The sequence below is a fragment of the Pedobacter terrae genome (genome assembly GCF_036946585.1).
GTDB lineage: Bacteria > Bacteroidota > Bacteroidia > Sphingobacteriales > Sphingobacteriaceae > Pedobacter > Pedobacter terrae_C.
Genome location: NZ_JAQIIV010000001.1, coordinates 542,164 through 567,270, shown reverse-complemented (window position 1 = coordinate 567,270; position 25,107 = coordinate 542,164). Strand labels below are relative to the sequence as shown.

Here is a 25,107-nt window from a genome sequence, read left to right as displayed (position 1 = left end):
GGGTACTAAATTTTTCATTTAATTTATGTAGTTTATCACTATAAATCAGAATAATAATTAATTAACTGTACACGAGCTTAAATAGCTTTACTGTAAATAAATAAACCATAATCATATATGAGCGAGTTGGAAATAAATCATCAGCAATTTGATAGTCAATTTGCATTTTTGACCACCTGTTTAGGAAGAGTTAAGAACTTATATGCCCTTTTCGAAGAAGAAATAAAGGGTGACAAGTTCGATTATACTTTAAAGTTTGAAGATGCATCAGGAAAGATCAATACATTTTATGAGGAATGCCTAAATAGCATTTTCGATTCGCAATATAATTTTAAATCAGATGTGAATTCATTTTATAAGTTGGCACCCTCTTACGAAGAGTACACTACTTTTTACGCAAGCGTTGCCACACAAATTGCCTTGATGTGTACTTCTATAGGTGAATTTTATCAGAGCCGAAACGTGGACCTGATAGGCGAAGTTTTAATGAATGTAGACGAGGTGATCAATATCATGAAATCTATAGAATATAATCGGCAAAATTTAGGTGATGATCCTTGGGATTACGTATCAGAATTTTTAGAAATAGAACATGCTAACCGAACAGACATACTTGAAGAAATTGTTGATCATAGTTTATCCAAAGAACAATTTTTGGAATTGGTGAGTAAGTATGTCATTAGGGGCTGATATTGTACGAGATCCACCAATAGCTTTTTTAGTCAATTACTAAGAATTATTAAATACCTGAAAGAATTTATCCATAAAAACTGAAATCCAAATTAGCATCCTCAACATGTGAGAGATAAGATCACCGACAAACCCTTTAGCTATCGTAAATTTTCATTATTGGCTCATGTACAGTATGTTCCGGCTGAAATGATTACATTTAAAAGGAATTTAAAAATATCCGTTATGATGACACATATCGCAGGCGAGTTAGTAGCTATGGCCCAGCATGACCTGAAAATCAGGGATGAACTATCCAAATCAGGTAAACTTTCTCCTGGATATAATCCTGACATGGAGAAAGTCCATCGGTACAATGCTTCAAGATTAGAAGAAATTATAGATGCGATCGGTTATCCTTCGATAGAAAAAGTAGGAAGAGAAGCGAGCGACGCAGCATGGTTGATCGTTCAGCACGCCATTAGCGAACCAAACTTTATGAAAAAATGCTATAACCTGCTTTCTGATGATCCAAACGCCAGTCCCAAACAACTGGCTTATCTTTATGACAGGCTTTGTTATTTTGAAGGTAGGCCGCAGAGATATGGTACCCAGTTTGATAAAAACTGTGTATATCCTATAGAGAATTTAGAAGAGATGAAGCTCTTGCGAAAAGAATTGCAATTGGAACCTCGTGATGAAGCTCTTATCATCGAAGTGAAAGATAAAACCGCTCAGTCAGACTTACACCGGGACAATCAGGAGTTTAACCGATGGCGAAAAAAGGTTGGATGGATTTGAGCAGAAAATTTGGAAATTTTTCATCGAGATTCTGTACCCTCTGGTGTATCAAATATAAAAATCCTTTTCACTAATGAAAAGGATTCAAAACACGAGTTAAATATAAAAATTATGTAAACATAAGTTTGGTTAAAAGTACATATTTATCCTCCTCATATTTATGCCATAAATCTCCCGTTGTATTATCAGTTATGGTAATTTTATAATTTCATTGTTCGTAAGAATTATTTATGCTGATCCTAAACTTGCTGGACTTCATGTTCAAGAAAAAATTATAATTTTTTTCGAAATCGTTGCAGTCAATAGGATTTAAGCTTAAAATTTATATTCGTTAAAACCCAAATAAGTCAAAAGAATAAAATCCAAAGCACGTTATCTAGTTTGTTAAACAGATATTACGTATCTCTGTTAAGACAAATGAAAACAAGCTGACAGTATAAACTCAACTAGCAAGTCATCGCTTTTATTTCTGAAGAAAATTTGAATCGCTGAAAAGTAACCCTTTAGCATTGCAGCGTGCGTCTAGTGATGCCCAGCAACTGGCAAACGTGAAGGTCTAAAACTGTTAATTCCATGTCCTGATCTTTTTATCGATTTAAATTACATCTTGGTAAACCATTCTAGCCATCGGTTGCACTGAGTGGTAGTTTTTGTCCGTAAATGTCTTTATTAGTCCTTACAAGGATGTCATCACTCATATATATTAGATCAGGATATTCATAATATAAAATTGTTAAATTAGCAATTACCAAATTCCAATTTATGCTTCTATCATTATACCCTAACATTGCCGCGAAGATTTTGACACAGGAAACTAATTCATTCAATATTGCAAAGATCCGGATTCTAAGCACCTTACTGTTATTATATGGCATCCTTTTTACAGTTCTGACTCTCTTTTTCTCTTTTACTGAAAGAAACTATCTCTTATGGCGGACTGCCATCCTGGATATTGTAATTCTGCTGAATCTTTATTTTCTGATGAAAGGATTTTCCTGGAAAAAGATTGGTCATTCATTTTTGTGCTGTCTATCGATTCTGGTTTTAACAAATGTTATATTCATTCGGGAAGGTATAAATCTAGTCACAGGGCAGTTTATCGTTCTTATAGTTACCTGTGGTTTTTACATTTTTGAAGAAAGGTGGGGAATCACTTATGCAGCTATCAATATTGTACCCCTGCTAATTTTCGGATGGTTCAGCAAATTTATCAAGATCAATTTTGATTTGCAGTTTCAAAGTCTAAACTATCTGGCTTACCAGGTAATACTTGTATATAATTTTGTGTCGATTCTTTACATTCATTACTTTTTTTTTAGAGCACTTAAATTAACTTTCAAAAAAAATCAAGTGCAGCGTGAACGGCTGACAGAAGCTTTACGGGCAGCCAAGTATACTGCTGAAGAGAAAACTAATTTTCTTTCGACAATGTCCCATGAGCTACGTACGCCGCTAAATGCAGTAATAGGCATGACAAATGTGCTGATAACTAAACCGCATTTGAAAGAGCAGGTAGAGAATTTAAACGTACTTCAATTTTCTTCAGAAAATTTGATGAACATCATAAATGATATTCTTGATTTCAATAAGATTGATGCGGGAAAACTAGAAACAAAATCTATTGAGTTCCGTTTGGACAATCTTCTTTCGAATCTTTGCAGTACCTTCAAAGTAGCTGCGGAGAATAAGGGTATCGATTTTAAATGTACGCATTCCGAATCCCTGCTCGGTAGAATCTTAAAAGGCGATCAGCCCCGGCTAGTCCAAATTTTATTTAACCTTGTGGGAAATGCTGTCAAATTTACAAATGCCGGATATGTAAACGTGAAAGTAGAAACATCACAGATAGATGAAGTACATCTAGCTGTCAACTTTTCAATTGAAGATAGTGGCATCGGCATACCAAAAGAGGAGATCGCCTTCATCTATGAGCCTTATGCGCAGGCGAATTCTGGCATAAACCGGCAATATCATGGTACAGGTCTTGGCTTGACCATTGCCAAAAGATTGATTGATTTTCTTGGTGGCAATTTAAATTTGGACACCCAGGAAGGAATAGGTTCATCATTTAGTTTTTCTCTTGAATTTAAGAATGTTGGACAGGAATTTGTTCACGAAAAAAGATCCAGGCCAGAGCTCAGAGATTTGAGTGACCTGAAAATCCTTGTAGCCGAGGATAATCCTATAAATGTGCTTGTGATGACTGAGATTTTATGGGGCTGGTCGATATTACCCATTGTTGTCGAGAATGGAAAGCTTGCCGTTGAAGCAGTATTGGAAAATGATTATGATGTGGTACTAATGGATATCAATATGCCGGTGATGGATGGGTTTGAAGCGTCCAGGTTGATTAGAGAATTGCCGGATCAGAAAAAAGCAGCAACTGTAATTATTGCTGTAACCGCATCCATAGGTGCAGCGATTGAAAAAACCAAGGGATATGAATATCTGGACAATTGTCTGCTTAAACCGTTCAAACCCGAGGATCTCCACGATATGCTGAAGCAAATCCTTTGACTTCCACTGTGAATTCAAAACCGCAATTTATTAACGGCTTTTGGAAGCATAGGAAAGTTGGTGGCTAGGTAAAAGAGATGTATTTCAATCGTAACAACGATGATTTACCAAAGTAATTTTTTCCATAAATTCAGAAGAGGCGCTGGATGTACTTTTTTCTAAAACAGATAACCCCGGAATTAATCCAGGGGATATCGTCGGGGTTGCGGTTCCCTTTTAAATTCTAATAAGGATTTATCTATGCTTTCTATCAGTCCAAAAATAAAACATTATCTAAACTTTTCAAACTAAAACTCTACCTAAGATTATGAAAGCATTAATCTAACCAAAAGGAGCAGTTAGAAGTTATTTCTTCTCCATCTTTTCATACTTATCTAACCAAACGCCAACTTTTTTTGAGCCCTCTATCAGTAGTAGGAAAAATACCAAAATGTCTTTAGTCCAATCCTGAAACAAACTTCAAGGATGAAACTTTAGCCCTGAATAAAACTTGGGGGCATATCTACGGCTTGCGGTTCCCTCTTAAAATTTTTTTTAGCTGTGTTACTAATGATTTTGTGATTTTACCTTCTCTACCATTTTTAGGACACTTTTTGGCAATTCTAAACGATGCTCTAAAATTTCAATGTAAATCTGCCTCCTAGGAGCTATAACTTGTCCAAGAGCATCTTTCTTATCACTGAACATCATCACGGCCTTTATAGCTGTTTTGCCAGTTAATTCTTGTAATTTGGTGCTATGGAATAGATACTTTCGTTAGGGGTCTTCTTTAAATAGATATATGTTGAGTCACAATAGCTATCATCGAGCTTTCTTTTTGGCACATACCGGAAAATCTCAACATTGTCCGCCTCTACTTGTTCAGTAGATATCTTAAGAAAATTATTGCCATGGAACATTGCTCCACGGTTTCCAATATAATTACCTAACAGCTTTGAACCTTGATCTTTCTGCATTTGTTCGATATTACCCAATTGAAAATAATAGGCATTCTTATCGCCCATCTTTTGTATAAAGTATGAATAGCTGGTGACGCTATCGGTTATTTCGACTTCGGTTACGGTTTCTTTTTCAGTGTGCTTTGTATTCGGTTTACCCATGTAGATGGGAACTTGATAAATCATAAAATTTTCCATTTTAAAGATGTTCAATTGCGTATCATTCTTCGTAACCGTTCTGTCAGGCGATAACATTTCAATATGCGTGTTATATCTTACAGCGTTCACTATCGGGCTATCTAGAGGCTTATCTAAAGTTATGGACTTAATTAACGTTGTCATCAGAATTAGTAAAAGTTCCATTAAATAATTATATATTATTGTCCGATAAATGGCGCATCAACATGCCATACTTGCTTTGATTGAATAAATTTATAGGCACTTATGTATGGATGTTCGAGTTCCGTCTATTCCCAACTAGATATTCAAAAATGTTAAAAGCCCCAAAAGAAATATGGGGCTTTTAACATTTGCTGTGAAAGTTAAATTACGTGGTTTAGATATGACTGAACTGCTGTTTAAGCTTGCTCATATCCCGACTTACTTTAATGTCAAGGACTTTAGCATAGTGCTGAGTAGTTTTTAAGGCAGTGTGTCCTAAGATTTTGCTTACCGTCTCGATTGGAACCCCATTAGAAAGCGTGATTGTAGTTGCAAATGTGTGCCTTGCCAAGTGAAATGTCAAATGTTTAGCTATACCACAAACATCCGCTATTTCTTTTAAGTAAGCGTTCATCTTCTGATTGCTTAACACTGGCAATAACAGGCCTTTGTTTTCGCATTCAGGGTTGTCTTTATAGCGGTTCAATATTTCAATGGCACTTGGTAAAATTGGTATATGGGATGATGTATCAGTTTTTTGCCTCTTTGTAAATATCCACTTTTCGCCATCTATCCCTTTAACGATTTCTGTCCGTTTTAGTTTTTTGACATCAGCATAGGATAGTCCTGTAAAGCAACAAAAAATGAAAATATCCCTAACTTGCTGCAACCTCCCTATAACAAACTCTTTGACTATAATCTTATCTATTTCCTCTTGGGTTAGGTAGCTGCGTTCTTTGGCTTTTGCTGTTGATTTATAACCGATAAAGGGAGCGTGTTTTAGCCAGCCATTGGTCATACAGTGGTTGACGATCTTTTTAAGGTGTTTAATATATTTTGCGGCAGAAACATCGCTACACTTGCAATCGGCCCGTAGATAATATTCAAAATTGGTAATGAAGGCATAGTTTAGTTCACTTATTTGGATATCATCCTTGGCGTACTGTTTTCGAAGGAAACCTGTTAAATGTTTTTCAGATGTAATGTAGCCTTTTAGTGTATTGGCTTCAAAGCCATTGCCAATTAATTCCTTTACCCTAGCATTGTGTTCTGCAAATAACTTCATCAGATAGATGCTTTTTTTGGATTTGCCGGTAAACTGTCCTTGTAGGCTCACTGCTGTAACCTGTTGCCCTGTGTCGAGTAAAGCTTGGTGAGCTATCCTCATCTTGCTTTGCAGACTATCTAGATAGGTGTTGAGTGTTCGGATATCTTCCTTAGTGCCAACAGCACGCCCGGCTGAACTATTCCATTTTCCGGGTTCACATTCACGTCCTATAGACATTTCCGCCCGTTTACCGCCTACAGTAATGCGCATATAAATGGCTCTTGGGCCTCCTTTGTAGATTTTTTGCTTTCTTAGATAAAAAAGCAGATAGAAATTACCTTTCATAATTACTTACTTAGAGTGAAACAAAAGTAAGACAACAGCTTTCCGGTATCAAGATGTTTAATGACTGAACATGTTGGTGTTCAGGTGATTGAAATAAATTCGGTGCGTAGTATTTTTATTTTGGATACGCACCGAATTACACACTTTTTTATTGTGATTTGATGCAAGTTTTAGGTTTTTGATACCAATAAAAAAACCTGCAAATGTTTGATTTGCAGGTTTTTGACATCATTTGACATTGATTTTTGTAGCCCGTAGGGGAATCGAACCCCTGTTTCCAGAATGAAAATCTGGCGTCCTCACCCCTAGACGAACGGGCCATTTTAATCAGAGTGTCTTTCAACTCTTTTGGTAGCGGGGACACGACTCGAACGTGCGACCTTCGGGTTATGAGCCCGACGAGCTACCAACTGCTCCACCCCGCACTCTATTTTTCGCCCCAAATATCCGTTTGAGGGAGTGCAAAGGTATAAATTGTTTTCATATCTGCAAAGCTATTTCTGAAATTTTTTAAAATATTGTGGATAGCGCTGTTAACTTAACAAAGTCAGTATGTTTGTATGGATTGATAATGAGTAGGTTGTGTTGTTATAAGGGGAATTATTTGGGGATTGCAATTCCTTATATCCCGGGAAAGACAAAAAGTGGTGCAGGTGGTAAGTGTTGCTTCGTTTCATCAGCACATCGCTATAATTATGTAAAGCAGATTTTTTCAACCACTGATAAAGTTGAATTCAATGCTGCTGACGGCGGCCCTCAAGGAACGCTTTTAGGGAAAAATTAAAAAACATAAAAGGTTTGTATATTATGCAACCGAACTGCCCATCAAAATTCGAAGCCATGGGGCATGCGACTTTGTGGACAGGGGGCATGGCTATTGGTGGTCACGATTATTTTAATGCGAAGCGGAACGGCAAAAGTTACAGTTTGGAAGTTACCATGAAAAAAACATTTTTGATAATGCCATTTATGTGCATTTTACTTTACATAGGAGGCTGCAAGGTGAGTAAAAAACAAGCCAATGTGTCGGTCTTAAACGAAAAACGACAATGGGCAAAGGAGTATGCATTGTGCAGTTGTTTGTCTTTAATAAACAAGCAAGATACAGCACTTCAAAACGACATTAGTAAAACAGTATATGTAGAGATAACTGATTATAATCGTTCTGGCACCCGAAACATTTACAAGGCTATTGACAGCCTGGCATACAAAACTTTTCTTTCTATTGAGCCTTCCCAGATCGCAGATTATGAAGGGAGGAAACCTTATATGAAGTCTTGCATTGAATTTTCACAAAGTAAGCAATTGGATTCATTAATTCGCAGTTATGATTTTCAGATACAGGCCGATCCTCATTAAGCTAATTCAAGGTATTTCGAAGTTATATAAAGCTATTGATAGTGAAGTGAAGATTCCAACGGAATTCGTGCTTCACTATTATTACTATCAAATCTAGACCGAAGTTACTATTTTAAAGCGACCTGGGGAATATACACAACATTTAAATTATCCAACATATCTTAATAATGGCGGTAAGAATACATCAGGTCATCCAGTACCCTATCAAATACAACAAATAATCATTTTTTCAGGCAAAAATAAGTAGCCTCGTAGGGGGATATACTATATTTTAACCTACTAGTCTTCGATGTCTAGATTGTTGTTGATGCTCTACGCACCTAATTACTCACGGCTATCCAGGTGTAGAGTGTGTTATTTGTAATTCGGTGCGTAATGTTGTCCATTCTAGATACGCAGCAGATTACCCAGGTTTTTATTGTGATTTGATGCATACTATGGTTTTTAATATGCAATAAAAAACCCTGCAAATGTTTGATTTGCAGGGTTTGATGTCATTTGCATCGATTTTGTAGCCCGTAGGGGAATCGAACCCCTGTTTCCAGAATGAAAATCTGGCGTCCTCACCCCTAGACGAACGGGCCATTTTTCAGTTTTTAAATTCCCAGTTCCCAGCTTTCAGTTAAATTGATCGCTGTAAACTGCCCACTGAATTAGTAGCGGGGACACGACTCGAACGTGCGACCTTCGGGTTATGAGCCCGACGAGCTACCAACTGCTCCACCCCGCACTCTACATACAACTCGTTTTTCTATGAATTAAATCCTTAACTCTGTTTCCGAATTGGAATGCAAAGATATAATTCGTTTCTTTGTACTGCAAATTTTTTTTAAAAAATATTTAATGGCGCATAAAGCAGGTTTTGTTAGTATAATAGGTAAACCAAATGTAGGTAAATCTACCCTTATGAATGTGCTTGTAGGCGAGCGGCTTAGCATTATTACCCCGAAGGCGCAAACTACAAGGCACCGTATTTTAGGTATCGTAAATGAAGAGGATTATCAGATCGTTTTCTCTGATACGCCCGGCATAATCAAGCCAAAATACAGTTTGCAGGAAAGTATGATGAGCTTTGTTAACGGATCTTTAACCGATGCTGATGTACTTTTATTTGTAACCGACATTAATGAGGTGTATGATGAAGACGACGTTTTGGATAAAATCCTGAATAAAGATATTTCAACAATCGTGTTAATCAATAAGATAGATCAGGCCACACAGGAACAGGTAGAAGAAAAAATTGCCTACTGGCAGGAAAAGTTAAATCCGGTTGCAGTTTATGCGATATCGGCTTTACATCAACACAATGTAGACGGATTGTTGGATCGCGTACTTAATATGTTGCCAGAACATCCGCCATATTACGACAAGGAAGATTTAACCGACCGCTCCGAACGTTTCTTCGTTTCGGAGATGATCCGCGAAAAAATCTTCCTGAATTACCAGAAAGAAATTCCTTATAGCACAGAAGTGATCGTAAAGAGTTTTAAGGAAGAAGAAATGAAAAATGGTAAAGGTTCCATGATCAGGATTACTGCAGAAATTGTAGTCGAACGCGATTCACAAAAAAACATTTTAATTGGTACCGGTGGAAGCATGTTGAAAAAGGTAGGAACCGAAGCGCGTTTAGAGATCGAGAAATTTTTAGACAGCAAGGTTTTCCTGGAAATGTTTGTAAAGGTAATTCCCGACTGGAGAACTAAAAAGAATTATTTAAAAAGCTTTGGTTACGATAATTAATTTCGATTTTAGAAAAGCAGAAAAGTTAATATTAATAGCTGTTACGGAAAAATAACCGTACCTTTGCAGCCCGAAATAAATCGGTTAGTAGTTGATAGTCAATGGCTGAAAGCCAGATCGTTTGAGCAGCTTGCTTAAAACACCAGGACTTTTAACTACAGCCATTAACTATCAAAAGTAGACCCATGAGTAACATTATAGCCATCGTAGGCAGGCCAAACGTAGGCAAGAGCACCCTTTTTAACAGATTAACCGAAAGCCGTAAAGCCATTGTAGACGATATGAGCGGGGTGACCCGAGATAGGCACTATGGTGTGGGCGAGTGGATAGATAAACAATTTACCGTGATCGATACGGGCGGTTATGTAGCCAACTCTGAAGACGTTTACGAAGCGGCTATTCGTGAGCAGGTGATGATTGCCATTGAAGAAGCAACGGTGTTAATTTTTATGGTAGATGTAACCACCGGTATCACTGATTTGGATGATGATATTGCCCAGGTATTGCGCAGAAGTAATAAACCCGTTTTTGTTTGCGCCAATAAAGTAGATAATACCGCACTGTATAACGAAATCCATACTTTCTATGGTTTTGGATTAGGTGAAGTATATCCATTATCATCAATGACTGGTTCTGGAACCGGAGATTTGTTGGATGAAATTGTTAAAAATTTCGAAGACATTCCCGAAGAAGAAAACCAATTGCCTAAGGTGACCATTGCTGGTCGTCCGAATGTGGGTAAATCCTCTCTAGTTAATGCATTAATAGGCAAAGAACGGAATATTGTTACCGCAAATGCAGGTACAACCCGCGATTCAATTAAAATTCACTATAATCAATTCGGTCATGAATTTATGTTGATCGATACTGCCGGATTACGTAAAAAGACAAAGGTCAAAGAAAATCTGGAGTTCTATTCAGTGATGCGTACTATTAAAGCATTAGAAGAAGCTGATGTGGTGGTTTTGATGATTGATGCGGTTGAGGGGATTGAAAGTCAGGATATCAATATTTTCCACTTGGCCGAGAAGAACAAAAAAGGTATTGTAATTCTGGTAAACAAATGGGACCTGATTGAGAAAAATACGCAGACTATGAAAGCTTTCGAAGAGCAGATTCACGAACGTATCCGCCCATTTACCGATGTGCCAATTATTTTTACCTCTGTATTAAACAAGCAGCGGATCTTTAAAGCAATAGAGGCAGCGTTGGAGGTTTATAAAAACCGCAGTAAGAAAATTCCTACATCAAAATTAAATGATGTCATGTTGCCGCTCATCGAGAAATTCCCGCCACCGGCATTAAAGGGAAAACACATTAAGATCAAATACATCACTCAGATTAATGGAAATTCGCCAATGTTTGCCTTTTTCTGCAATTTGCCTCAATATATCAAAGATCCATATAAACGTTTCATTGAGAATAAATTGAGGGAGAATTTCGATTTTTCCGGCGCACCAATTCAGATTTATTTCAGACAGAAATAGGTATTTGGGGTTGAAGGTTTAAAGGTGGATGGCATGAGGTCGATACGCCTAAAACAATATTATTATTTAAACAGGGTTGTTTCTAAAGAAGCAGCCCTGTTTTGTTTATTTTCATTCCGAACGCAGTGAAGAATCTTTTAATTAGGAGCAAAACACAATTTGCTCGTCGAGATTTGTAATTTCGTCGCACCGTTTTGTGGATTTTAAATCCACGAAAATCTAAACTCCAAAGAAGGGTAGAGTCCGTTCTGCTGAACTTGTTTCAGCATCTCGTAAGAGTTTAATTTTATAGACGGATCCCGAAATAAATTCAGGATGATGTTAACCATATAAATTTATATTCAAATACGCTTATGGTTTGAGCTCTAAAACTTACTTCAATTCAATCTTCCAGCTCAACATGTCATCAACCTCTCCAATATGGATAAAATTGTTTTTTTCTAAAATGGAATAGGAGGCCACATTATCTTTGGTCGTAGCTGCAAAAATTGATTTTACTTTGGGCTGTACCTTGGCCCAATCTATTAATCGGCCTACTGCTTCAGTCATAAAGCCTTTGCCTCTAAATTCTTCATAAGTGCCATAACCAATTTCAATTTCGCCATTTTGGTCAGGCTCACCCACAAAACAAATATCGCCTACCATGCTATTGTCCGGTTTTGATATAATTGCCCATAGGGTATGGTACAGGTAATCTTTATCCTTATCAAAAACGTTAGGTAGAATAGTTTGTTCCAATGCCTCTTGAAGCGAAGGAGAAATGTTTTTCTTAGTTGGTAGAAGGCCGAATTCCTGCTCCAAAGAATGGTCATCTTTAGTATATTTTAAAAGCTGATCGTGCGTTAGGGGCTTTAGAATAAGACGTTCTGTTTCTATCATATTTGTTTTGTAGTAAAGGCTAATATATATCTTGGACTTTTGAATAAGTGAAGTTTTATGGTAAACTTTAATTAAGTAATCACATCCTAAACTTGTTCAAAATGCTTAAGGTCGTTAATAAACTTTAATCACCTGACCCGTTACTATACCCAATACACTTTTCTCATAAGCTTTAATTACCTTTTCCATGGTAACCGGGATCTCTCCAGGGAAAGAGTCGAAATAAGCAGGAGAATCTTCAACCACGTTGGGACTGATGGCATTGATGCGAATGCCGTTTCCGAGTTCCGGGGCGGCCGCTATAATAAATGCATTTAAGCCTCCATTTACGGTGCTCAATACCGAACCTGCAGCAACGGGATTTTCGGCTAATATCCCCGAAGTCAGTGTGAATGATCCGCCTTTGTTGATATAATGCTGGCCAATGAGTACCAAATTAATCTGTCCTAATAGTTTATCCAGCAAACCACTTTTGAATATTTCGCCTGTTAGTTGATTTACAGCCGCAAAGGGGCCTTTTCCGCTCGTACTGATCAGGGCATCAAAATCACCGATCTGTTCGAACATGTTTTTGATCGATGTCTCATTGGTAATGTCTACCTGAATGTCGCCTTTTGTATTTCCTACACGTATGATCTCGTGTTTTGATGCAAAAGCTTCGGCTACTTTTTTACCCAGTGTTCCAGTTGCGCCTATAATGATGATTTTCATTTAAATCTGTTTAACTTCTATAATCATCATTAAACAGCCGGTGTATGGAAATGTTTGTAGTACTAATCCTGTAACACCAATTCGGTTTTGAAATCGGCAATCAGGAGATCAATATGTGCTTCTGTTACATTTGGCATACAGATGATATGTGAGTTCCCCTGTTCAGCAGCAAGTTGCCATTTTTTACAGATCTTTGCAGATGGGGTAGGGAAGTTTACGGTAATGGCATTTGCATTTCGCCAGGCGGCGATACCTAATGCTTGAAGCTTTTGTTCGGTATAAGCGGCAGTTGCCAAACTTCGCATGGCCCTGCTTTTTAAACCGGCTATACCCAAACGTTTGATGGTGTACCATAAAAATAATGGACTATGGCCATTTCTCGATCCTGTGATCGTCGTATCGACGCTTCCAATATAAGCTACCGAGCGGGCAATCCGGTCACGGTTGGATTTTTTAGCCACTACCACCCCACAAGGCATGGGCGAACCTAAAAATTTGTGACCGCTAATGGCGATGCTGTCAGCACCATCTTCAAAATCGAATGCTGGTCTTGGTTCAATCAGCGCGCTGTAAGTACCAGAAAGTGCCGCATCAGCGTGTATATAATAATGCTGGATAGCCAGTTTTTTCGAAATGGCTTTAATTTTAGACACATCATCACGTGCTTCTGTCATGGTAGTGCCAATGTTAGCCATAATAATAACAGGCATGTGGCGGTTCATTCTAATGGTGTACTCAAGGTCTTCATAATCAATTTCGCCATTTTCCTGAGTACGGATAACGATATTTGGCATATTAAGTAAATGCAGGTTTTTCTGCACACTATAATGCGTAGCTTCTGAATAATAAACCATCCCCTTTGGATGTAACTCGCGGGCAAGGTACAATCCGTAGAGATTGCCTTCTGAACCGCCATTGGTTACATACCCCCACCAATTATCAGCGGGTGCTCGGAAAAGTTCAGCAAAAAATTGCACTACTTCTTTTTCCAGTTCGCGTGAACCTACGCCATAAGTAGAAGTAACAAAAGGATCGCCCAGATTATTCATCGGGTATTTTAAAAAGTCTGATAGTGTCTGGTAATCAAAATCTTTAGCTACCGGATAGCCTAAAAATAAATCGGTTTGTTCTTTTACCTTCGCTAAAAGCTCTTTTAATACGCCCCGGTCTTTTGCTTCTAATCTGCTCGCTTCCATAAATGTTGTGTTTGCCAGCAAAATTAATTAAAGCAAAACTTAATACCTATATTGTATCTTAAATCGAAATACTATATTGATTAATTGTTTTTTAACGAAATTTAAATCTGATTTTGGTAATCAATTCTACTTTCGAAGCATATTTAATATGGCTACTGGAGGTTGAGGAGTGCCTGCCTTACCGCATTATCGGTTTGGTTTGCAGCTTTATAGTAGCCTACATCACCCAGATAATAGCGGCAAAGTAAAGCTTTAAGGTCATTTAAGATCACGTTTTTTGAATTGTACAATTGAAACCGATCTATCGTGATGTTTTTGCGTTGCAGAAACCCGATAAAATCCTTGAAGTCATTATCGTTTATGGTAAAGATATTGATATTCTGCTCTACAAAACTGGCATTGTACTTATTGGTCAGTACATTGAATACATAATCAGAAAGCACTTTTTTGTTAACTAAATTAGTGTAAAACTTATTATAGCCGGTGGTGTCTAATTTCACAAATACATCTGGTTGGATACCACCAATCGGTTTAATTTTTCGATGATGCTGGATTACCCCTTCAGTTTTCTCGATAGAATCCTGGAAAGAAGTGTGGTCTCCCGTAAGCTCCCCGTCCATCATCCTTTCGTCCAACTCATGTTTATAAGCATCGTAACCTTTTTTATACGATTTTTGAATACTTCTGCCGGATGGGGTATAATATCTTGCAATAGTTAAGTTCAATGCAGAGCCATCACCAAAAGCAAACTGTTCTTGTACCAAACCTTTGCCAAAAGAGCGGCGGCCAACAATAATTCCACGGCCCAGATCCTGGATGGCTCCAGCTACAATCTCACTGGCAGAGGCCGTGTTTTCATTGATCAAAACGGCCAGTTTGCCATTTTGAAAGGCCCCTGTACCGGTAGAAAAATAATCGGTACGCGGCTCATGTTTGCCCTGGGTGTATACAATGAGTTTGTTCTCGCCCAAAAACTGATCTGCAAGACCTGTGGCTGCGGTAAAATAACCACCTCCATTATCGCGCAAATCGAGAATCAGTTTTTTCATCCCCTTAGCTTTCAGGTTATTGGCTGCAGCAGCGAAATCATTATCCGTACTGGCACCAAATTTACTGATCCTTACATAACCGGTTTCGTTGTTAATCATGTAGGCGGCATCAATACTGCTGATGTTTACTTTGCCACGGGTAACCATGATGCGGTTGCTCTGTGATGCGCCCGGGTGCAATAGTACTACACTTACGCCGGTTCCAGATTTGCCTTTAAAGCGTCCGGTAAGTTGATCTTTGGGCAGGTTTCGTCCGCTTACTACAGCAGTATCAATACTTAGAATCTTATCGCCCAGTTTAATTCCTGCCTGGTATGCTGGGCCATCCTTAACTACGCCGGTAACCATCATGGTATCGTTAAGCATATAATATTCTATGCCTACGCCTTCAAAATTCCCTTCTAGATTATCGGTCATATCCTGAACATCAGTTGGAGGCAGGTAAACACTATGCGGATCTAGCTGGTGCAGAACACTATCTATAGGTAAATTCTGAAGTGAATCGGTATTGATATCATCAACATAATTGCCATTGATGATGTGTAAGATTTCGTTTAGTTTTTCGTCGCTATTTTGAGCAAGCTGAGGGCTTTTTTTAACGCCAAATCCCTGATCTTTAATAAATTTTATGCCCAAAAACATACCCACTATCAAGATGACAGAATAGCTTAAAGCGATTAGTATATTGTTTTTGGTATTTTTTTTCATTGGCGGTGCTGCAAATTTATGAAAATTAGCGGGTTGATATATTTTTTAACCGCATTTTCATGTCTTTTGTTTATAATATTTAACATAAAATAACACCTGGTGCAATTGGTTAAAATTGATAGCGGATATTTTTTAGATCTTTAGCCCAGTTTTTAGAAAGAATTTACCGAATTTTATCAAAATTAAATTTATGAACAGAGTTACCGAGCAAGAATCTAATTATAACCACATTGACCAGATGTCTGTACTAGAAGTCTTGCAGGGCATTAATAACGAAGATAAAACTGTAGCATTTGCAGTTGAAAAATCTTTGCCGCAAATTGAAAAGTTAACATCGGCCGTGGCCAATCGGATGAAAAAAGGTGGTCGTCTCTTTTACATAGGTGCAGGTACCAGTGGTCGCTTAGGCGTAGTGGATGCTTCAGAATGTCCGCCTACTTATGGTGTGCCGTTTGATTGGGTTGTTGGTATTATCGCCGGCGGAGATACCGCCATTAGAAAAGCGGTAGAATTCGCTGAAGATGACGCAGAACAGGCTTGGAAAGATCTCCAGACATTTGAGATTAATGAAAAAGATTGTCTGGTAGGTCTTGCAGCATCCGGTACGACGCCGTATGTAGTTGGTGGATTAAAAATGGCACGTGAGCGTGGAATTTTAACGGGTTGCATTGTTTGTAATACTGGCGGACCAATAGCTGCAGCTTCGGATTTTCCGGTTGAAGTGGTAGTTGGCCCTGAATTTATTACCGGCTCTACCCGCATGAAATCTGGTACGGCGCAAAAAATGGTATTAAATATGCTGAGTACCACGGTGATGGTTCAGCTGGGGCGTGTAGTTGGCAATAAAATGGTCGATATGCAGTTAACTAATCATAAACTGGTCGATCGCGGAACACAAATGGTAGCCAACGAACTTAACATCGGTTACGATGAAGCCGCTGAATTGTTAACCCGTTACGGAAGTGTACGCAAAGCTGTAGAAGCAGGACACTAGAAATGAGAAAGGATAGAATGAGTGAATGAAAAATGATGTGATGTAGAAATGATCTTGACATTCACTCATTCGAAACTCACGCATTCAATAATTAAAAAAATATGCACGAAATTGAGCCTTATTACCAGTGGAGAGATGATTATATTTCGGCAGAAGATGAGCGTTCGCCATTTTATAATACCGAATATTCAGAACTTTACTTCGATAAGCAGATCTATAACTTTTTGCTTCACCCTCAGTGGGATGAATTTGGCTCGAATACTTTGTATATGAAAGTATTGTATGCTGATTACGACCGCGGTTATGCTATTATAGAGTTTATTGGCGAGTGGAACGATGCCATTAACAACGACATTATGTTACTTAAACGCGATATTTTAGAGACGATGATGGATGAAGGGCTTAATAAATTTATTCTGATCGGTGAAAATGTGCTGAATTTTCATGCCTCTGATGATAGTTATTACGAAGAATGGTTTCAGGAAGTAGAAGATGGCTGGATTGTTGGGGTGAATTTTCAGGAGCACGTGATCAGCGAATTTCGGGATAACAGCATTGATTATTACATTAACTTTGGAGGCGCGTTTGACAATCTGCCATGGCGTACATTAAAGCCGTTACAGTTCTTTAAAAAAGTTGAAGAACTGCTGACAAAAAGATTGAACTAAATGTTTATTTTTATATAATTTATCATACAAAAATTAAAATGGAACAACAAAATTATCAATATCAAGACAACAGTGTTTTCGTTCAGGAACGATCTGTTTCTAAAAAATTCTTTGCCAACGTTTTCTTATGGATGTTTGTGGCGTTAAGTTTATCGACAGTAGCCGCCTATTTATTTGGAACTAATGAGCAATTGATGCAATACCTGTTAAATATTAATCCAGCAACTGGAAAAGTGAGTATGTCAATTTTTGGCTACATAGCAATGTTTGCACCACTTGGATTAGTTCTTTTAATGGGATTTGGTTTAAGTAGATTATCATTGCCCGCATTAATTGGCGTCTTCGTATTGTATTCAGTACTAACCGGAGTGAGTTTAAGTTTTATCTTGTTAACTTATACCTCAGGTTCAATCGTGAGCTGTTTTGCAGGAGCTGCCGGAATATTTGGGATTATGGCATTTATGGGTTACACCACTAATATCGATCTAAGTAAATTTGGGCCAATTTTAATGGTTGGGGTTATCGGTTTAGTAATTGCCAGTGTAATTAATATGTTTATTCAAAGCGAACAGTTCAGTTTGTTTATGGCATTCATTGGTATTGCAATATTTACTGCATTAACAGCCTATGATGTGCAGAAAATCAAAAGAATTGGCGAGGGAATTGAGGCGAGTGGCGAACAGGTTCTTCAGGTTGAAAGTAAAAAAATGGCTATTGTAGCTGCACTGTCTTTATACTTAGATTTCTTAAATATATTCCTTTTCTTACTTCGTATTTTCGGAAGCAGGAAGTAAACGAACAACCGAATAATATTTTAAAGGCTGCGCAGTTTTGCGTGGCCTTTGTAATTTTATTTGGTAGCAAAGCGATAATTTTTGGAATTGATGTTGCTTTGTTGCATTTTTGTATGCTTATTAAGAAAGACGGAGGGATTAGACCCAACGAAGTCTTAGCAACCTGTAACCTACAAGGTGCTAAATTCTATTCTGCAAATAGCGGAAACAGATAAGTTTAGGATTACGATTCACGTACCAACTTTTTCAATAAGCCATATAAGTATTAGGTATTAAGTATGAAGACAATAATGTCTATACTTTGCTTTTATCTAAAGTTAGTTCCATCTATCATTAATCTTGATACTTGATACTGACTGCTTGTTACTAATAACAACAAATGAGCATAAGAGAAGAATTAGAGAAACGTATTTTGGTGATTGATGGTGCAATGGGTACCATGATTCAGCGATATAACTTAACCGAAGAGGATTTTAGGGGAGAGCGATTTAAAAACCATCCCTGTGATGTAAAAGGCAATAATGATTTGCTCAACATCACGCGTCCGGATATTATCAAAACAATACACCTGGAGTATCTGGCAGCTGGAGCCGATATTATTGAAACCAATACGTTCAGTACACAGCGCATTTCCATGGCTGATTATCAGATGGAAGACCTTTCTTACGAAATGAGTTTTGAAGGCGCACGGGTGGCAAAAGAAGCTGTAAACGAATTTATGGCTGCAAACCCAGATCGTAAATGTTTTGTTGCCGGTGCTATCGGTCCTACAAACCGTACCCTTTCCATGTCGCCAAATGTAAACGATCCTGGTTTTAGGGCGGTTTATTTCGATGAGTTAGAAGAAGCTTACTACGAGCAGGTGCGTGGTTTGGTGGACGGCGGTTCGGATATATTGCTGATTGAAACCATTTTCGATACCTTAAATGCCAAAGTGGCTATTGTGGCCATTAAAAAATATGAAGAGGTAATTGGCCGTAAACTGGAAATCATGATTTCTGGTACCATTACCGATGCTTCAGGGCGTACACTTTCCGGGCAAACTGCCGAAGCTTTCTTAAACTCTGTAATGCATGCAAAACCCTTAAGTATTGGTTTTAACTGTGCTTTGGGTGCAAAAGAAATGCGTCCGCATATTGAGGAGCTGGCCACAAAAGCGGGCTGTTATGTTTCAGCTTATCCAAATGCAGGTTTACCAAACGAGTTTGGTGCTTACGATGAACAGCCGCACGAAACCGCCCACCTGGTTGATGATTTTATTGCCTCGGGTTTTGTGAATATTGTTGGGGGCTGCTGTGGTACTACACCAGAACATATTGGCTGTATTGCTAAAAATGCACGAAAAGCCGAACCCCGAAAATTACCAAAGCTTCCTCCATACATGCGTTTGAGTGGGTTGGAACCGGTAACCATTACACCGGAAAGTATTTTTGTAAACATTGGTGAACGGACCAATATTACCGGATCTCCAAAATTCTCCAAACTGATTTTGGGTGGTGATTATGAAGCTGCATTGGCCGTTGCCTTGCAACAGGTTGAAGGCGGTGCACAGGTAATCGATGTGAACATGGATGAAGGAATGCTCGATTCAGAAGCCGCCATGACTAAATTCTTAAACCTCATTGCCTCCGAGCCAGATATCGCCAAACTACCGATCATGGTCGACTCATCAAAATGGTCGGTGATTGAAAACGGTTTAAAATGCCTGCAGGGAAAAGGAATTGTAAACTCTATTTCCTTAAAAGAGGGTGAAGATAAATTCCGCGAGAGTGCCCGTAAAATTATGCAGTATGGTGCTGCCGTAGTGGTAATGGCTTTTGATGAGCATGGCCAAGCCGATAACTATGAACGCCGGATCGAAATCTGTAAACGCAGTTACGATATCCTGGTAAACGAAATCGGTTTTCCGCCAGAAGATATTATTTTCGACCCGAATATTTTAACGGTGGCCACCGGACTAGAGGAACACAACAATTACGCGGTCGATTTTATTAATGCCACCCGTTGGATTAAAGAAAACCTACCTCACGCTAAAGTGAGTGGAGGGGTTTCTAATATTTCGTTCTCTTTCAGAGGAAATAACGTGGTGCGTGAAGCCATGCACTCTGCCTTTCTTTATCATGCCATTCAGGCTGGGTTAGATATGGGGATTGTAAATGCGGGAATGTTAGAGGTTTATCAGGAAATTCCACCAGAATTATTAGAAAGAGTTGAAGATGTACTTTTAAACCGAAGAGAAGATGCCACAGAGCGGTTGGTAGAGTATGCAGATACCGTAAAATCAAAAGGTAAAGAGGTTGTTAAAGATGAAGAGTGGAGGAAAGGCTCTGTTGAAGAAAGGCTATCTCATTCTTTAGTGAAGGGAATTGTAGAATACCTGGATGATGATGTGGAAGAAGCCCGGCAGAAATATGCACGGCCAATTCAGGTGATTGAAGGACCATTAATGGACGGGATGAACATTGTTGGGGACCTTTTTGGTGCCGGAAAGATGTTCCTGCCTCAGGTGGTAAAATCAGCCAGGGTAATGAAAAAAGCCGTGGCCTATCTATTACCTTTTATTGAGCAGGAAAAACTGAACAATCCCGATCAGAACCAGAATTCTTCGGCAGGAAAAGTATTGATGGCTACCGTAAAAGGCGATGTACATGATATTGGTAAAAATATTGTGGGCGTGGTACTGGCCTGTAACAACTTCGAAATTATAGATATGGGCGTGATGGTTCCAGCACAGGATATCATCAAAAAAGCCAAAGAAATAAATGCGGATATTATTGGTTTAAGTGGATTGATCACACCATCATTGGACGAAATGGTTCACTTTGCCAAAGAAATGGAACGAGAAGGATTTACCATTCCATTAATTATTGGTGGAGCCACTACTTCACGTATCCATGCAGCGGTAAAAGTAGCTCCAAATTATTCAGGGCCGGCTATTCATGTATTAGATGCTTCAAGAAGTGTTACCGTTTGCAGTACTTTGATGAACCCTGAAACAAGAGATGAATATATAGCTGGTATCAAAGCTGAATATGATAAAGCACGCGAAGCGCATTTGAATAAACGTTCAGATAAACGCTTTAAGACTTTAGAAGAAGCACGTGCCAACAAATTTAAGATTGATTTTCAGCCGAACCTGCCTGTTCCGGAATTTACAGGTACCAGGGTTTTCGATAATTATCCCTTAGAAGAACTGGTTCCATATATCGATTGGACGCCATTTTTTCATACCTGGGAGCTCCGTGGCAGTTATCCGAAAATCTTCGACGATAAGAACGTAGGCGATGAAGCAAGGAAACTGTTTGATGATGCACAGGTTTTGTTAAAACGCATTCTCGACGAAAAATTACTAACCGCAAGGGCCGTAATTGGTTTTTGGCCGGCGAATGCTGTAGGAGACGATATTGTTTTGGATGTAAGAGGTAAAATGGAAAATGGAAGTGAAGACCCTTCATCCATCTTACATCAACCATCTTCCGTTACGATCCACACCCTCCGCCAACAGGCAGAAAAAGTAGATGGACAGCCTTATTATGCTTTATCTGATTTTATTGCACCAAAAGAAAGTGGTATTCAGGATTATTTTGGTGGTTTTGCTGTGACTGCGGGGATCGGGATTGATGAACTGGTGAATGAGTTCGAGTCCAATTACGATGATTACAACAGCATTATGGCCAAAGCACTGGCCGATCGTTTGGCGGAAGCCTTTGCCGAGCGCATGCATGAACGTGTACGGAAGGAATTTTGGGGCTATGCGCAGGATGAAAACCTAAGCAATCAGGAGTTGATTAAAGAAGAATATGCAGGTATCCGCCCTGCACCAGGTTATCCCGCATGTCCTGAACACACAGAAAAAGGAACATTGTTCGAATTGCTTGATGCTGAAAATAAAATAGGATTACGCTTAACTGAAAGTTATGCCATGTACCCAACAGCTGCAGTAAGTGGGTTTTATTTTGCACATCCTGATTCAAGATATTTTGGATTGGGAAAAATTACCAAAGATCAGATTGAAGATTACGCCACCAGAAAAAACATGCCGGTTAAAGAGGTAGAGCGGTGGTTGAGTCCAAATTTAGCTTATTAAACCCCAAGCCCCTATAGGGGAGGGAATTGTATATATTAAAATTTAAAGTCTCAATTATTCGGGATTAGGGGTATGAAGATTACAGACCATATAAAAAACGCAAAGGGTAAAACCCTGTTCTCTTTTGAATTATTACCGCCTATTAAAGGGCAAAGCATACAATGGATTTATGATGCGATAGAGCCATTGCTAGAGTTTAATCCGCCTTTTATTGATGTGACTTCACTTCGTGAGGATTATATTTATAAAGAACAGGCCAATGGTTTGTTACAAAAGGTATCTTACCGTAAACGTCCCGGTACCATTGCCATTTGTGCGGCTATTATTCATAAATATAAGGTTGATGCTGTTCCACACCTCATTTGTGGTGGATTTACCAAAGAAGAAACAGAAAATGCACTGATCGACCTACAGTTTTTGGGGATCGATAATGTTTTGGCTTTGCGTGGCGATGCGCGTAAAGCAGATGGGAATTTCGTGCCAACCCCCGGCGGACACTGTTATGCTACAGATTTAATCGAACACATCAAGAACCATAACGAAGGCAAATTTCTGCACGAAGATGTAGACACGTTTAAAAGTGATTTCTGTATTGGTGTGGCAGGTTATCCTGAAAAACACTTCGAAGCACCCAATATGAATACCGATTTTAAATATTTGAAAAAGAAGGTTGAAGCAGGAGCGGAGTTTATTGTTACGCAGATGTTCTTCGATAACCAGAAATATTTCGACTTCGTAAAAAAATGTAGGGAAAATGATATCAATATTCCAATTATACCAGGCTTGAAACCCATCAGTACCCTATCACAGTTAAATGTATTGCCCAAAATATTTCATATTGATTTACCAGATGAGTTAACAGATGCACTATCACATGCTAAAAACAATAACGAGGCAAAGGAAATTGGTACGGAAGCGATGATTAAACAATGCAAAGAACTGATTGATTTTGGCGCGCCGGTATTGCACTTTTACACCATGGGCCGCCCTGAACAAACCAAACAAATTGCGAAGGCTATTTTTTAGCAAAAAGACCTCGCAGGTTAAAAAAAATCCGCGAGGTCTGATTCAAGCCATCATTGAAAAAATCACCTTGCTTTTGTAAACTCGCGCATAGCATCTGCCCGATATTTCAAATTCTTACAGAACTTTAACCTTAATTTTGTTGTTTTAATATAATAGCATTTATATTTGTAACAATGAAATCAGGTAGTTTTAAATATATATTGATTTTCTGCATCTCGCTTGCTTTTTTCTTAAAAGTAAGTCATGTAGTTTCGTATTTGAGCTATACTGACCACAATGTTGAGCTTTTGTCTACAAATGACGACGCAACAGAAAAGGAAGAAAAGAAAACGGAAAGCGAACTTGCGGTGCAGGAGATATCATTTAACGGGACCTTATATTTCCCATTTCAGACTTCAAAAAAGGTGATCATACCTAATCATACTTTCCAACTGGCATACTTTCCAGAGGTTTTAACACCGCCTCCATCCATTTAATACATCTATTTAGATTTAATTTCCTGTTTTCAACCAAACAGAACCAATTTTCTATTTCAAAAATTCAAATAATTAATAGATATGAAACGAGCAATTTCATTCGCAGTGCTTTTGATCGCTGCCTCTTTTAAACTCAGTGCGCAGGAAGTGGTGCAAAATAATGTTAAACCTGTAGAAAATGCTTTAAGCCAGGTTACTAAATTAGAGCCCGTAAGTTTTAATTATGATAAAGCCTGGGCCGAAAAATTAAAGTTATCAGCCAGGCCGCAATATGGTTTTGTAGGTGCTGATGCAAAGGCAGCAGTTCCAAATATTGTTTCGGTACAATCCAAAGATTATAGTGCTGGGAAAAATGCTTTTAGAAGTGCTACCATAACCAAGGTAGATTATGAAAGTTTAGTTCCGCTTTTGGTAGCCAGCATAAAAGAGCAACAACAACAGATCGAAGCACTAAAGCATGAGCTTAAAATGCTAAAAACGCAAGGCGCTAAGTAATAACAGATCCCTTAAGTTGGTCCGGATTTGTAATCCGGGCCAATATTTCTTCAGATTCAAAATCTTGTTATGAGTAGCTAATCATAAATGAACAATTTTAGGTTGGTCTGGATTTGCAATCCAGACCTATAATGCTCCAGATTTACAATCTGGTTATAGGCCCTCAATCATAAATAAACAACCTCCAACAGGCCTAAACCACCAGCGTAGTTTATAGCAGAGCTATAATTATAATGTTCTGCTTCAGAAACAATTTCTGATTCAATAGGATTATTATGGATATAATCTAATTTTGATCTTTAAATTCGTTTGAATATAAAGCAATGGGATGGAAGCCATCTTGCCAAAATTTATATTCCTTGTTTTTCATATTGATCCGCGCCGCAAACGAAAACTTATCTAAGAGCCATTCTCTACTTTCATTGATTTCTCCAATCGTTATGATCTTTTTAAAAGTGAATTTTTTAAAGTCCCTGATAATGTCCGAAAGTTTGTAATTTTCTTTTGCACTAACAATCATATGTAAATGGCTTGGCATTAAACACCATGCATAAATAACTAATCCTTTTTCCGATTGGCAATATCGAAGACTCTCGATGATAACTTCGGCCAGTTCTTTTCTTGTAAACGCATCAATCCATCCCACTACCGTTGTAGTAATGAAATAAATATCATTTTGATCGGTAACAGCATATTTGAAAGCCATGTTTTATAAGTTTCGCTAATAATTAGGATTATA

Annotated in this window: 20 protein-coding genes, 4 tRNA genes and 1 riboswitch; of the genes, 13 read left to right on the top strand and 11 right to left on the bottom strand. The window is 38.3% G+C overall.

What is annotated here, in order from left to right; all coding sequences use genetic code 11:
• The first annotated feature begins 117 nt into the window (after window positions 1-117).
• The 3 genes from PGN18_RS02450 (at window position 118) to PGN18_RS02440 (ending at window position 3,987) form a co-directional block, all read left to right on the top strand.
• Window positions 118-690 carry a hypothetical protein gene (locus tag PGN18_RS02450; RefSeq protein WP_335317772.1) on the top strand — a complete coding sequence of 191 codons (573 nt, stop codon included), beginning with the start codon at window positions 118-120 and terminating at the stop codon, window positions 688-690.
• Between the two features lie 225 nt (window positions 691-915).
• Window positions 916-1,470: a DUF6624 domain-containing protein gene (locus tag PGN18_RS02445; RefSeq protein WP_335317771.1), complete on the top strand. Its 555-nt coding sequence runs from the start codon at window positions 916-918 to the stop codon at window positions 1,468-1,470.
• A 981-nt stretch (window positions 1,471-2,451) separates the two neighbouring features.
• Window positions 2,452-3,987 (top strand): ATP-binding protein, encoded by a 1,536-nt coding sequence (locus PGN18_RS02440; RefSeq protein ID WP_335317770.1) that lies wholly within the window; start codon window positions 2,452-2,454, stop codon window positions 3,985-3,987.
• A 716-nt stretch (window positions 3,988-4,703) separates the two neighbouring features.
• On the opposite strand, the gene PGN18_RS02435 is transcribed toward PGN18_RS02440, so the two are convergent.
• The 4 genes from PGN18_RS02435 to PGN18_RS02420 all read right to left on the bottom strand — a co-directional run bounded on the left by PGN18_RS02435 (window position 4,704) and on the right by PGN18_RS02420 (window position 7,124).
• Window positions 4,704-5,288, bottom strand: coding sequence for a hypothetical protein (locus PGN18_RS02435; RefSeq protein ID WP_335317769.1), 585 nt, complete (start codon window positions 5,286-5,288; stop codon window positions 4,704-4,706).
• A gap of 193 nt (window positions 5,289-5,481) precedes the next feature.
• Window positions 5,482-6,699 carry a site-specific integrase gene (locus PGN18_RS02430; protein WP_335317768.1) on the bottom strand — a complete coding sequence of 406 codons (1,218 nt, stop codon included), beginning with the start codon at window positions 6,697-6,699 and terminating at the stop codon, window positions 5,482-5,484.
• A 248-nt stretch (window positions 6,700-6,947) separates the two neighbouring features.
• Window positions 6,948-7,019, bottom strand: a tRNA-Glu gene (locus PGN18_RS02425).
• 29 nt (window positions 7,020-7,048) lie between these two features.
• Window positions 7,049-7,124: transfer RNA gene (locus PGN18_RS02420), tRNA-Met, on the bottom strand.
• A gap of 382 nt (window positions 7,125-7,506) precedes the next feature.
• On the opposite strand from PGN18_RS02420, the gene PGN18_RS02415 reads away from it, so the two are divergent.
• The gene (locus PGN18_RS02415) at window positions 7,507-8,058 is read left to right on the top strand and encodes a hypothetical protein (RefSeq protein WP_335317767.1); all 552 of its coding nucleotides are present in this window, start codon (window positions 7,507-7,509) and stop codon (window positions 8,056-8,058) included.
• Window positions 8,059-8,570: 512 nt separating this feature from the next.
• On the opposite strand, the gene PGN18_RS02410 is transcribed toward PGN18_RS02415, so the two are convergent.
• Together PGN18_RS02410 and PGN18_RS02405 are read right to left on the bottom strand one after the other, a co-directional pair.
• Window positions 8,571-8,642, bottom strand: a tRNA-Glu gene (locus PGN18_RS02410).
• Between the two features lie 73 nt (window positions 8,643-8,715).
• Window positions 8,716-8,788, bottom strand: a tRNA-Met gene (locus tag PGN18_RS02405).
• 113 nt (window positions 8,789-8,901) lie between these two features.
• Here PGN18_RS02405 and era point away from each other — a divergent pair.
• Both era and der read left to right on the top strand, forming a co-directional pair.
• Window positions 8,902-9,798 (top strand): GTPase Era, encoded by an 897-nt coding sequence (era, locus tag PGN18_RS02400; protein ID WP_335317766.1) that lies wholly within the window; start codon window positions 8,902-8,904, stop codon window positions 9,796-9,798.
• A 185-nt stretch (window positions 9,799-9,983) separates the two neighbouring features.
• Entirely contained in the window at window positions 9,984-11,285 is a 1,302-nt protein-coding gene (der, locus tag PGN18_RS02395; RefSeq protein WP_335317765.1) for a ribosome biogenesis GTPase Der, read from the top strand.
• A gap of 372 nt (window positions 11,286-11,657) precedes the next feature.
• Here der and PGN18_RS02390 read toward each other — a convergent pair whose 3' ends face one another.
• The 4 genes from PGN18_RS02390 to PGN18_RS02375 form a co-directional block, all read right to left on the bottom strand.
• On the bottom strand, window positions 11,658-12,164 hold the full coding sequence (locus PGN18_RS02390; RefSeq protein ID WP_335317764.1) for a GNAT family N-acetyltransferase: 507 nt from the start codon (window positions 12,162-12,164) through the stop codon (window positions 11,658-11,660).
• A 114-nt stretch (window positions 12,165-12,278) separates the two neighbouring features.
• A complete protein-coding gene (locus PGN18_RS02385; RefSeq protein WP_335317763.1) occupies window positions 12,279-12,875 on the bottom strand; it encodes a short chain dehydrogenase in 597 nt (198 codons plus the stop codon).
• Window positions 12,876-12,937: 62 nt separating this feature from the next.
• Window positions 12,938-14,071 carry a histidine decarboxylase gene (locus PGN18_RS02380; protein ID WP_335317762.1) on the bottom strand — a complete coding sequence of 378 codons (1,134 nt, stop codon included), beginning with the start codon at window positions 14,069-14,071 and terminating at the stop codon, window positions 12,938-12,940.
• A 152-nt stretch (window positions 14,072-14,223) separates the two neighbouring features.
• A complete protein-coding gene (locus PGN18_RS02375; RefSeq protein WP_335317761.1) occupies window positions 14,224-15,828 on the bottom strand; it encodes a S41 family peptidase in 1,605 nt (534 codons plus the stop codon).
• A 190-nt stretch (window positions 15,829-16,018) separates the two neighbouring features.
• On the opposite strand from PGN18_RS02375, the gene murQ reads away from it, so the two are divergent.
• From murQ to PGN18_RS02340, 7 genes are all read left to right on the top strand, one after another.
• A complete protein-coding gene (gene murQ, locus PGN18_RS02370; RefSeq protein ID WP_335317760.1) occupies window positions 16,019-16,822 on the top strand; it encodes an N-acetylmuramic acid 6-phosphate etherase in 804 nt (267 codons plus the stop codon).
• A 101-nt stretch (window positions 16,823-16,923) separates the two neighbouring features.
• Window positions 16,924-17,490, top strand: coding sequence for a hypothetical protein (locus tag PGN18_RS02365; RefSeq protein ID WP_335317759.1), 567 nt, complete (start codon window positions 16,924-16,926; stop codon window positions 17,488-17,490).
• A 38-nt stretch (window positions 17,491-17,528) separates the two neighbouring features.
• On the top strand, window positions 17,529-18,284 hold the full coding sequence (locus PGN18_RS02360; RefSeq protein ID WP_265851486.1) for a Bax inhibitor-1/YccA family protein: 756 nt from the start codon (window positions 17,529-17,531) through the stop codon (window positions 18,282-18,284).
• Window positions 18,285-18,398: 114 nt separating this feature from the next.
• Window positions 18,399-18,502: riboswitch (SAM riboswitch) on the top strand.
• A 161-nt stretch (window positions 18,503-18,663) separates the two neighbouring features.
• Window positions 18,664-22,371 carry a methionine synthase gene (gene metH, locus PGN18_RS02355; RefSeq protein WP_335317758.1) on the top strand — a complete coding sequence of 1,236 codons (3,708 nt, stop codon included), beginning with the start codon at window positions 18,664-18,666 and terminating at the stop codon, window positions 22,369-22,371.
• 72 nt (window positions 22,372-22,443) lie between these two features.
• Complete coding sequence (gene metF, locus PGN18_RS02350) at window positions 22,444-23,397, top strand: methylenetetrahydrofolate reductase [NAD(P)H] (RefSeq protein WP_335317757.1); 954 nt, start codon at window positions 22,444-22,446, stop codon at window positions 23,395-23,397.
• 173 nt (window positions 23,398-23,570) lie between these two features.
• On the top strand, window positions 23,571-23,873 hold the full coding sequence (locus tag PGN18_RS02345) for a hypothetical protein (RefSeq protein WP_335317756.1): 303 nt from the start codon (window positions 23,571-23,573) through the stop codon (window positions 23,871-23,873).
• 81 nt (window positions 23,874-23,954) lie between these two features.
• Window positions 23,955-24,368: a tail fiber domain-containing protein gene (locus PGN18_RS02340; RefSeq protein ID WP_335317755.1), complete on the top strand. Its 414-nt coding sequence runs from the start codon at window positions 23,955-23,957 to the stop codon at window positions 24,366-24,368.
• Window positions 24,369-24,654: 286 nt separating this feature from the next.
• Here PGN18_RS02340 and PGN18_RS02335 read toward each other — a convergent pair whose 3' ends face one another.
• Window positions 24,655-25,074, bottom strand: coding sequence for a transposase (locus PGN18_RS02335; protein ID WP_335317754.1), 420 nt, complete (start codon window positions 25,072-25,074; stop codon window positions 24,655-24,657).
• Window positions 25,075-25,107: the final 33 nt, after the last annotated feature.

Bases quoted from the DNA above. Each gene is read 5' to 3' on its own strand.
- PGN18_RS02450 (WP_335317772.1), top strand. From the start codon at position 118: ATGAGCGAGTTGGAAATAAATCATCAGCAATTTGATAGTCAATTTGCA.
- PGN18_RS02445 (WP_335317771.1), top strand. From the start codon at position 916: ATGATGACACATATCGCAGGCGAGTTAGTAGCTATGGCCCAGCATGAC.
- PGN18_RS02440 (WP_335317770.1), top strand. From the start codon at position 2,452: ATGAAAGGATTTTCCTGGAAAAAGATTGGTCATTCATTTTTGTGCTGT.
- PGN18_RS02435 (WP_335317769.1), bottom strand. From the start codon at position 5,288: ATGGAACTTTTACTAATTCTGATGACAACGTTAATTAAGTCCATAACT.
- PGN18_RS02430 (WP_335317768.1), bottom strand. From the start codon at position 6,699: ATGAAAGGTAATTTCTATCTGCTTTTTTATCTAAGAAAGCAAAAAATC.
- PGN18_RS02415 (WP_335317767.1), top strand. From the start codon at position 7,507: ATGCAACCGAACTGCCCATCAAAATTCGAAGCCATGGGGCATGCGACT.
- era (WP_335317766.1), top strand. From the start codon at position 8,902: ATGGCGCATAAAGCAGGTTTTGTTAGTATAATAGGTAAACCAAATGTA.
- der (WP_335317765.1), top strand. From the start codon at position 9,984: ATGAGTAACATTATAGCCATCGTAGGCAGGCCAAACGTAGGCAAGAGC.
- PGN18_RS02390 (WP_335317764.1), bottom strand. From the start codon at position 12,164: ATGATAGAAACAGAACGTCTTATTCTAAAGCCCCTAACGCACGATCAG.
- PGN18_RS02385 (WP_335317763.1), bottom strand. From the start codon at position 12,875: ATGAAAATCATCATTATAGGCGCAACTGGAACACTGGGTAAAAAAGTA.
- PGN18_RS02380 (WP_335317762.1), bottom strand. From the start codon at position 14,071: ATGGAAGCGAGCAGATTAGAAGCAAAAGACCGGGGCGTATTAAAAGAG.
- PGN18_RS02375 (WP_335317761.1), bottom strand. From the start codon at position 15,828: ATGAAAAAAAATACCAAAAACAATATACTAATCGCTTTAAGCTATTCT.
- murQ (WP_335317760.1), top strand. From the start codon at position 16,019: ATGAACAGAGTTACCGAGCAAGAATCTAATTATAACCACATTGACCAG.
- PGN18_RS02365 (WP_335317759.1), top strand. From the start codon at position 16,924: ATGCACGAAATTGAGCCTTATTACCAGTGGAGAGATGATTATATTTCG.
- PGN18_RS02360 (WP_265851486.1), top strand. From the start codon at position 17,529: ATGGAACAACAAAATTATCAATATCAAGACAACAGTGTTTTCGTTCAG.
- metH (WP_335317758.1), top strand. From the start codon at position 18,664: ATGAGCATAAGAGAAGAATTAGAGAAACGTATTTTGGTGATTGATGGT.
- metF (WP_335317757.1), top strand. From the start codon at position 22,444: ATGAAGATTACAGACCATATAAAAAACGCAAAGGGTAAAACCCTGTTC.
- PGN18_RS02345 (WP_335317756.1), top strand. From the start codon at position 23,571: ATGAAATCAGGTAGTTTTAAATATATATTGATTTTCTGCATCTCGCTT.
- PGN18_RS02340 (WP_335317755.1), top strand. From the start codon at position 23,955: ATGAAACGAGCAATTTCATTCGCAGTGCTTTTGATCGCTGCCTCTTTT.
- PGN18_RS02335 (WP_335317754.1), bottom strand. From the start codon at position 25,074: ATGGCTTTCAAATATGCTGTTACCGATCAAAATGATATTTATTTCATT.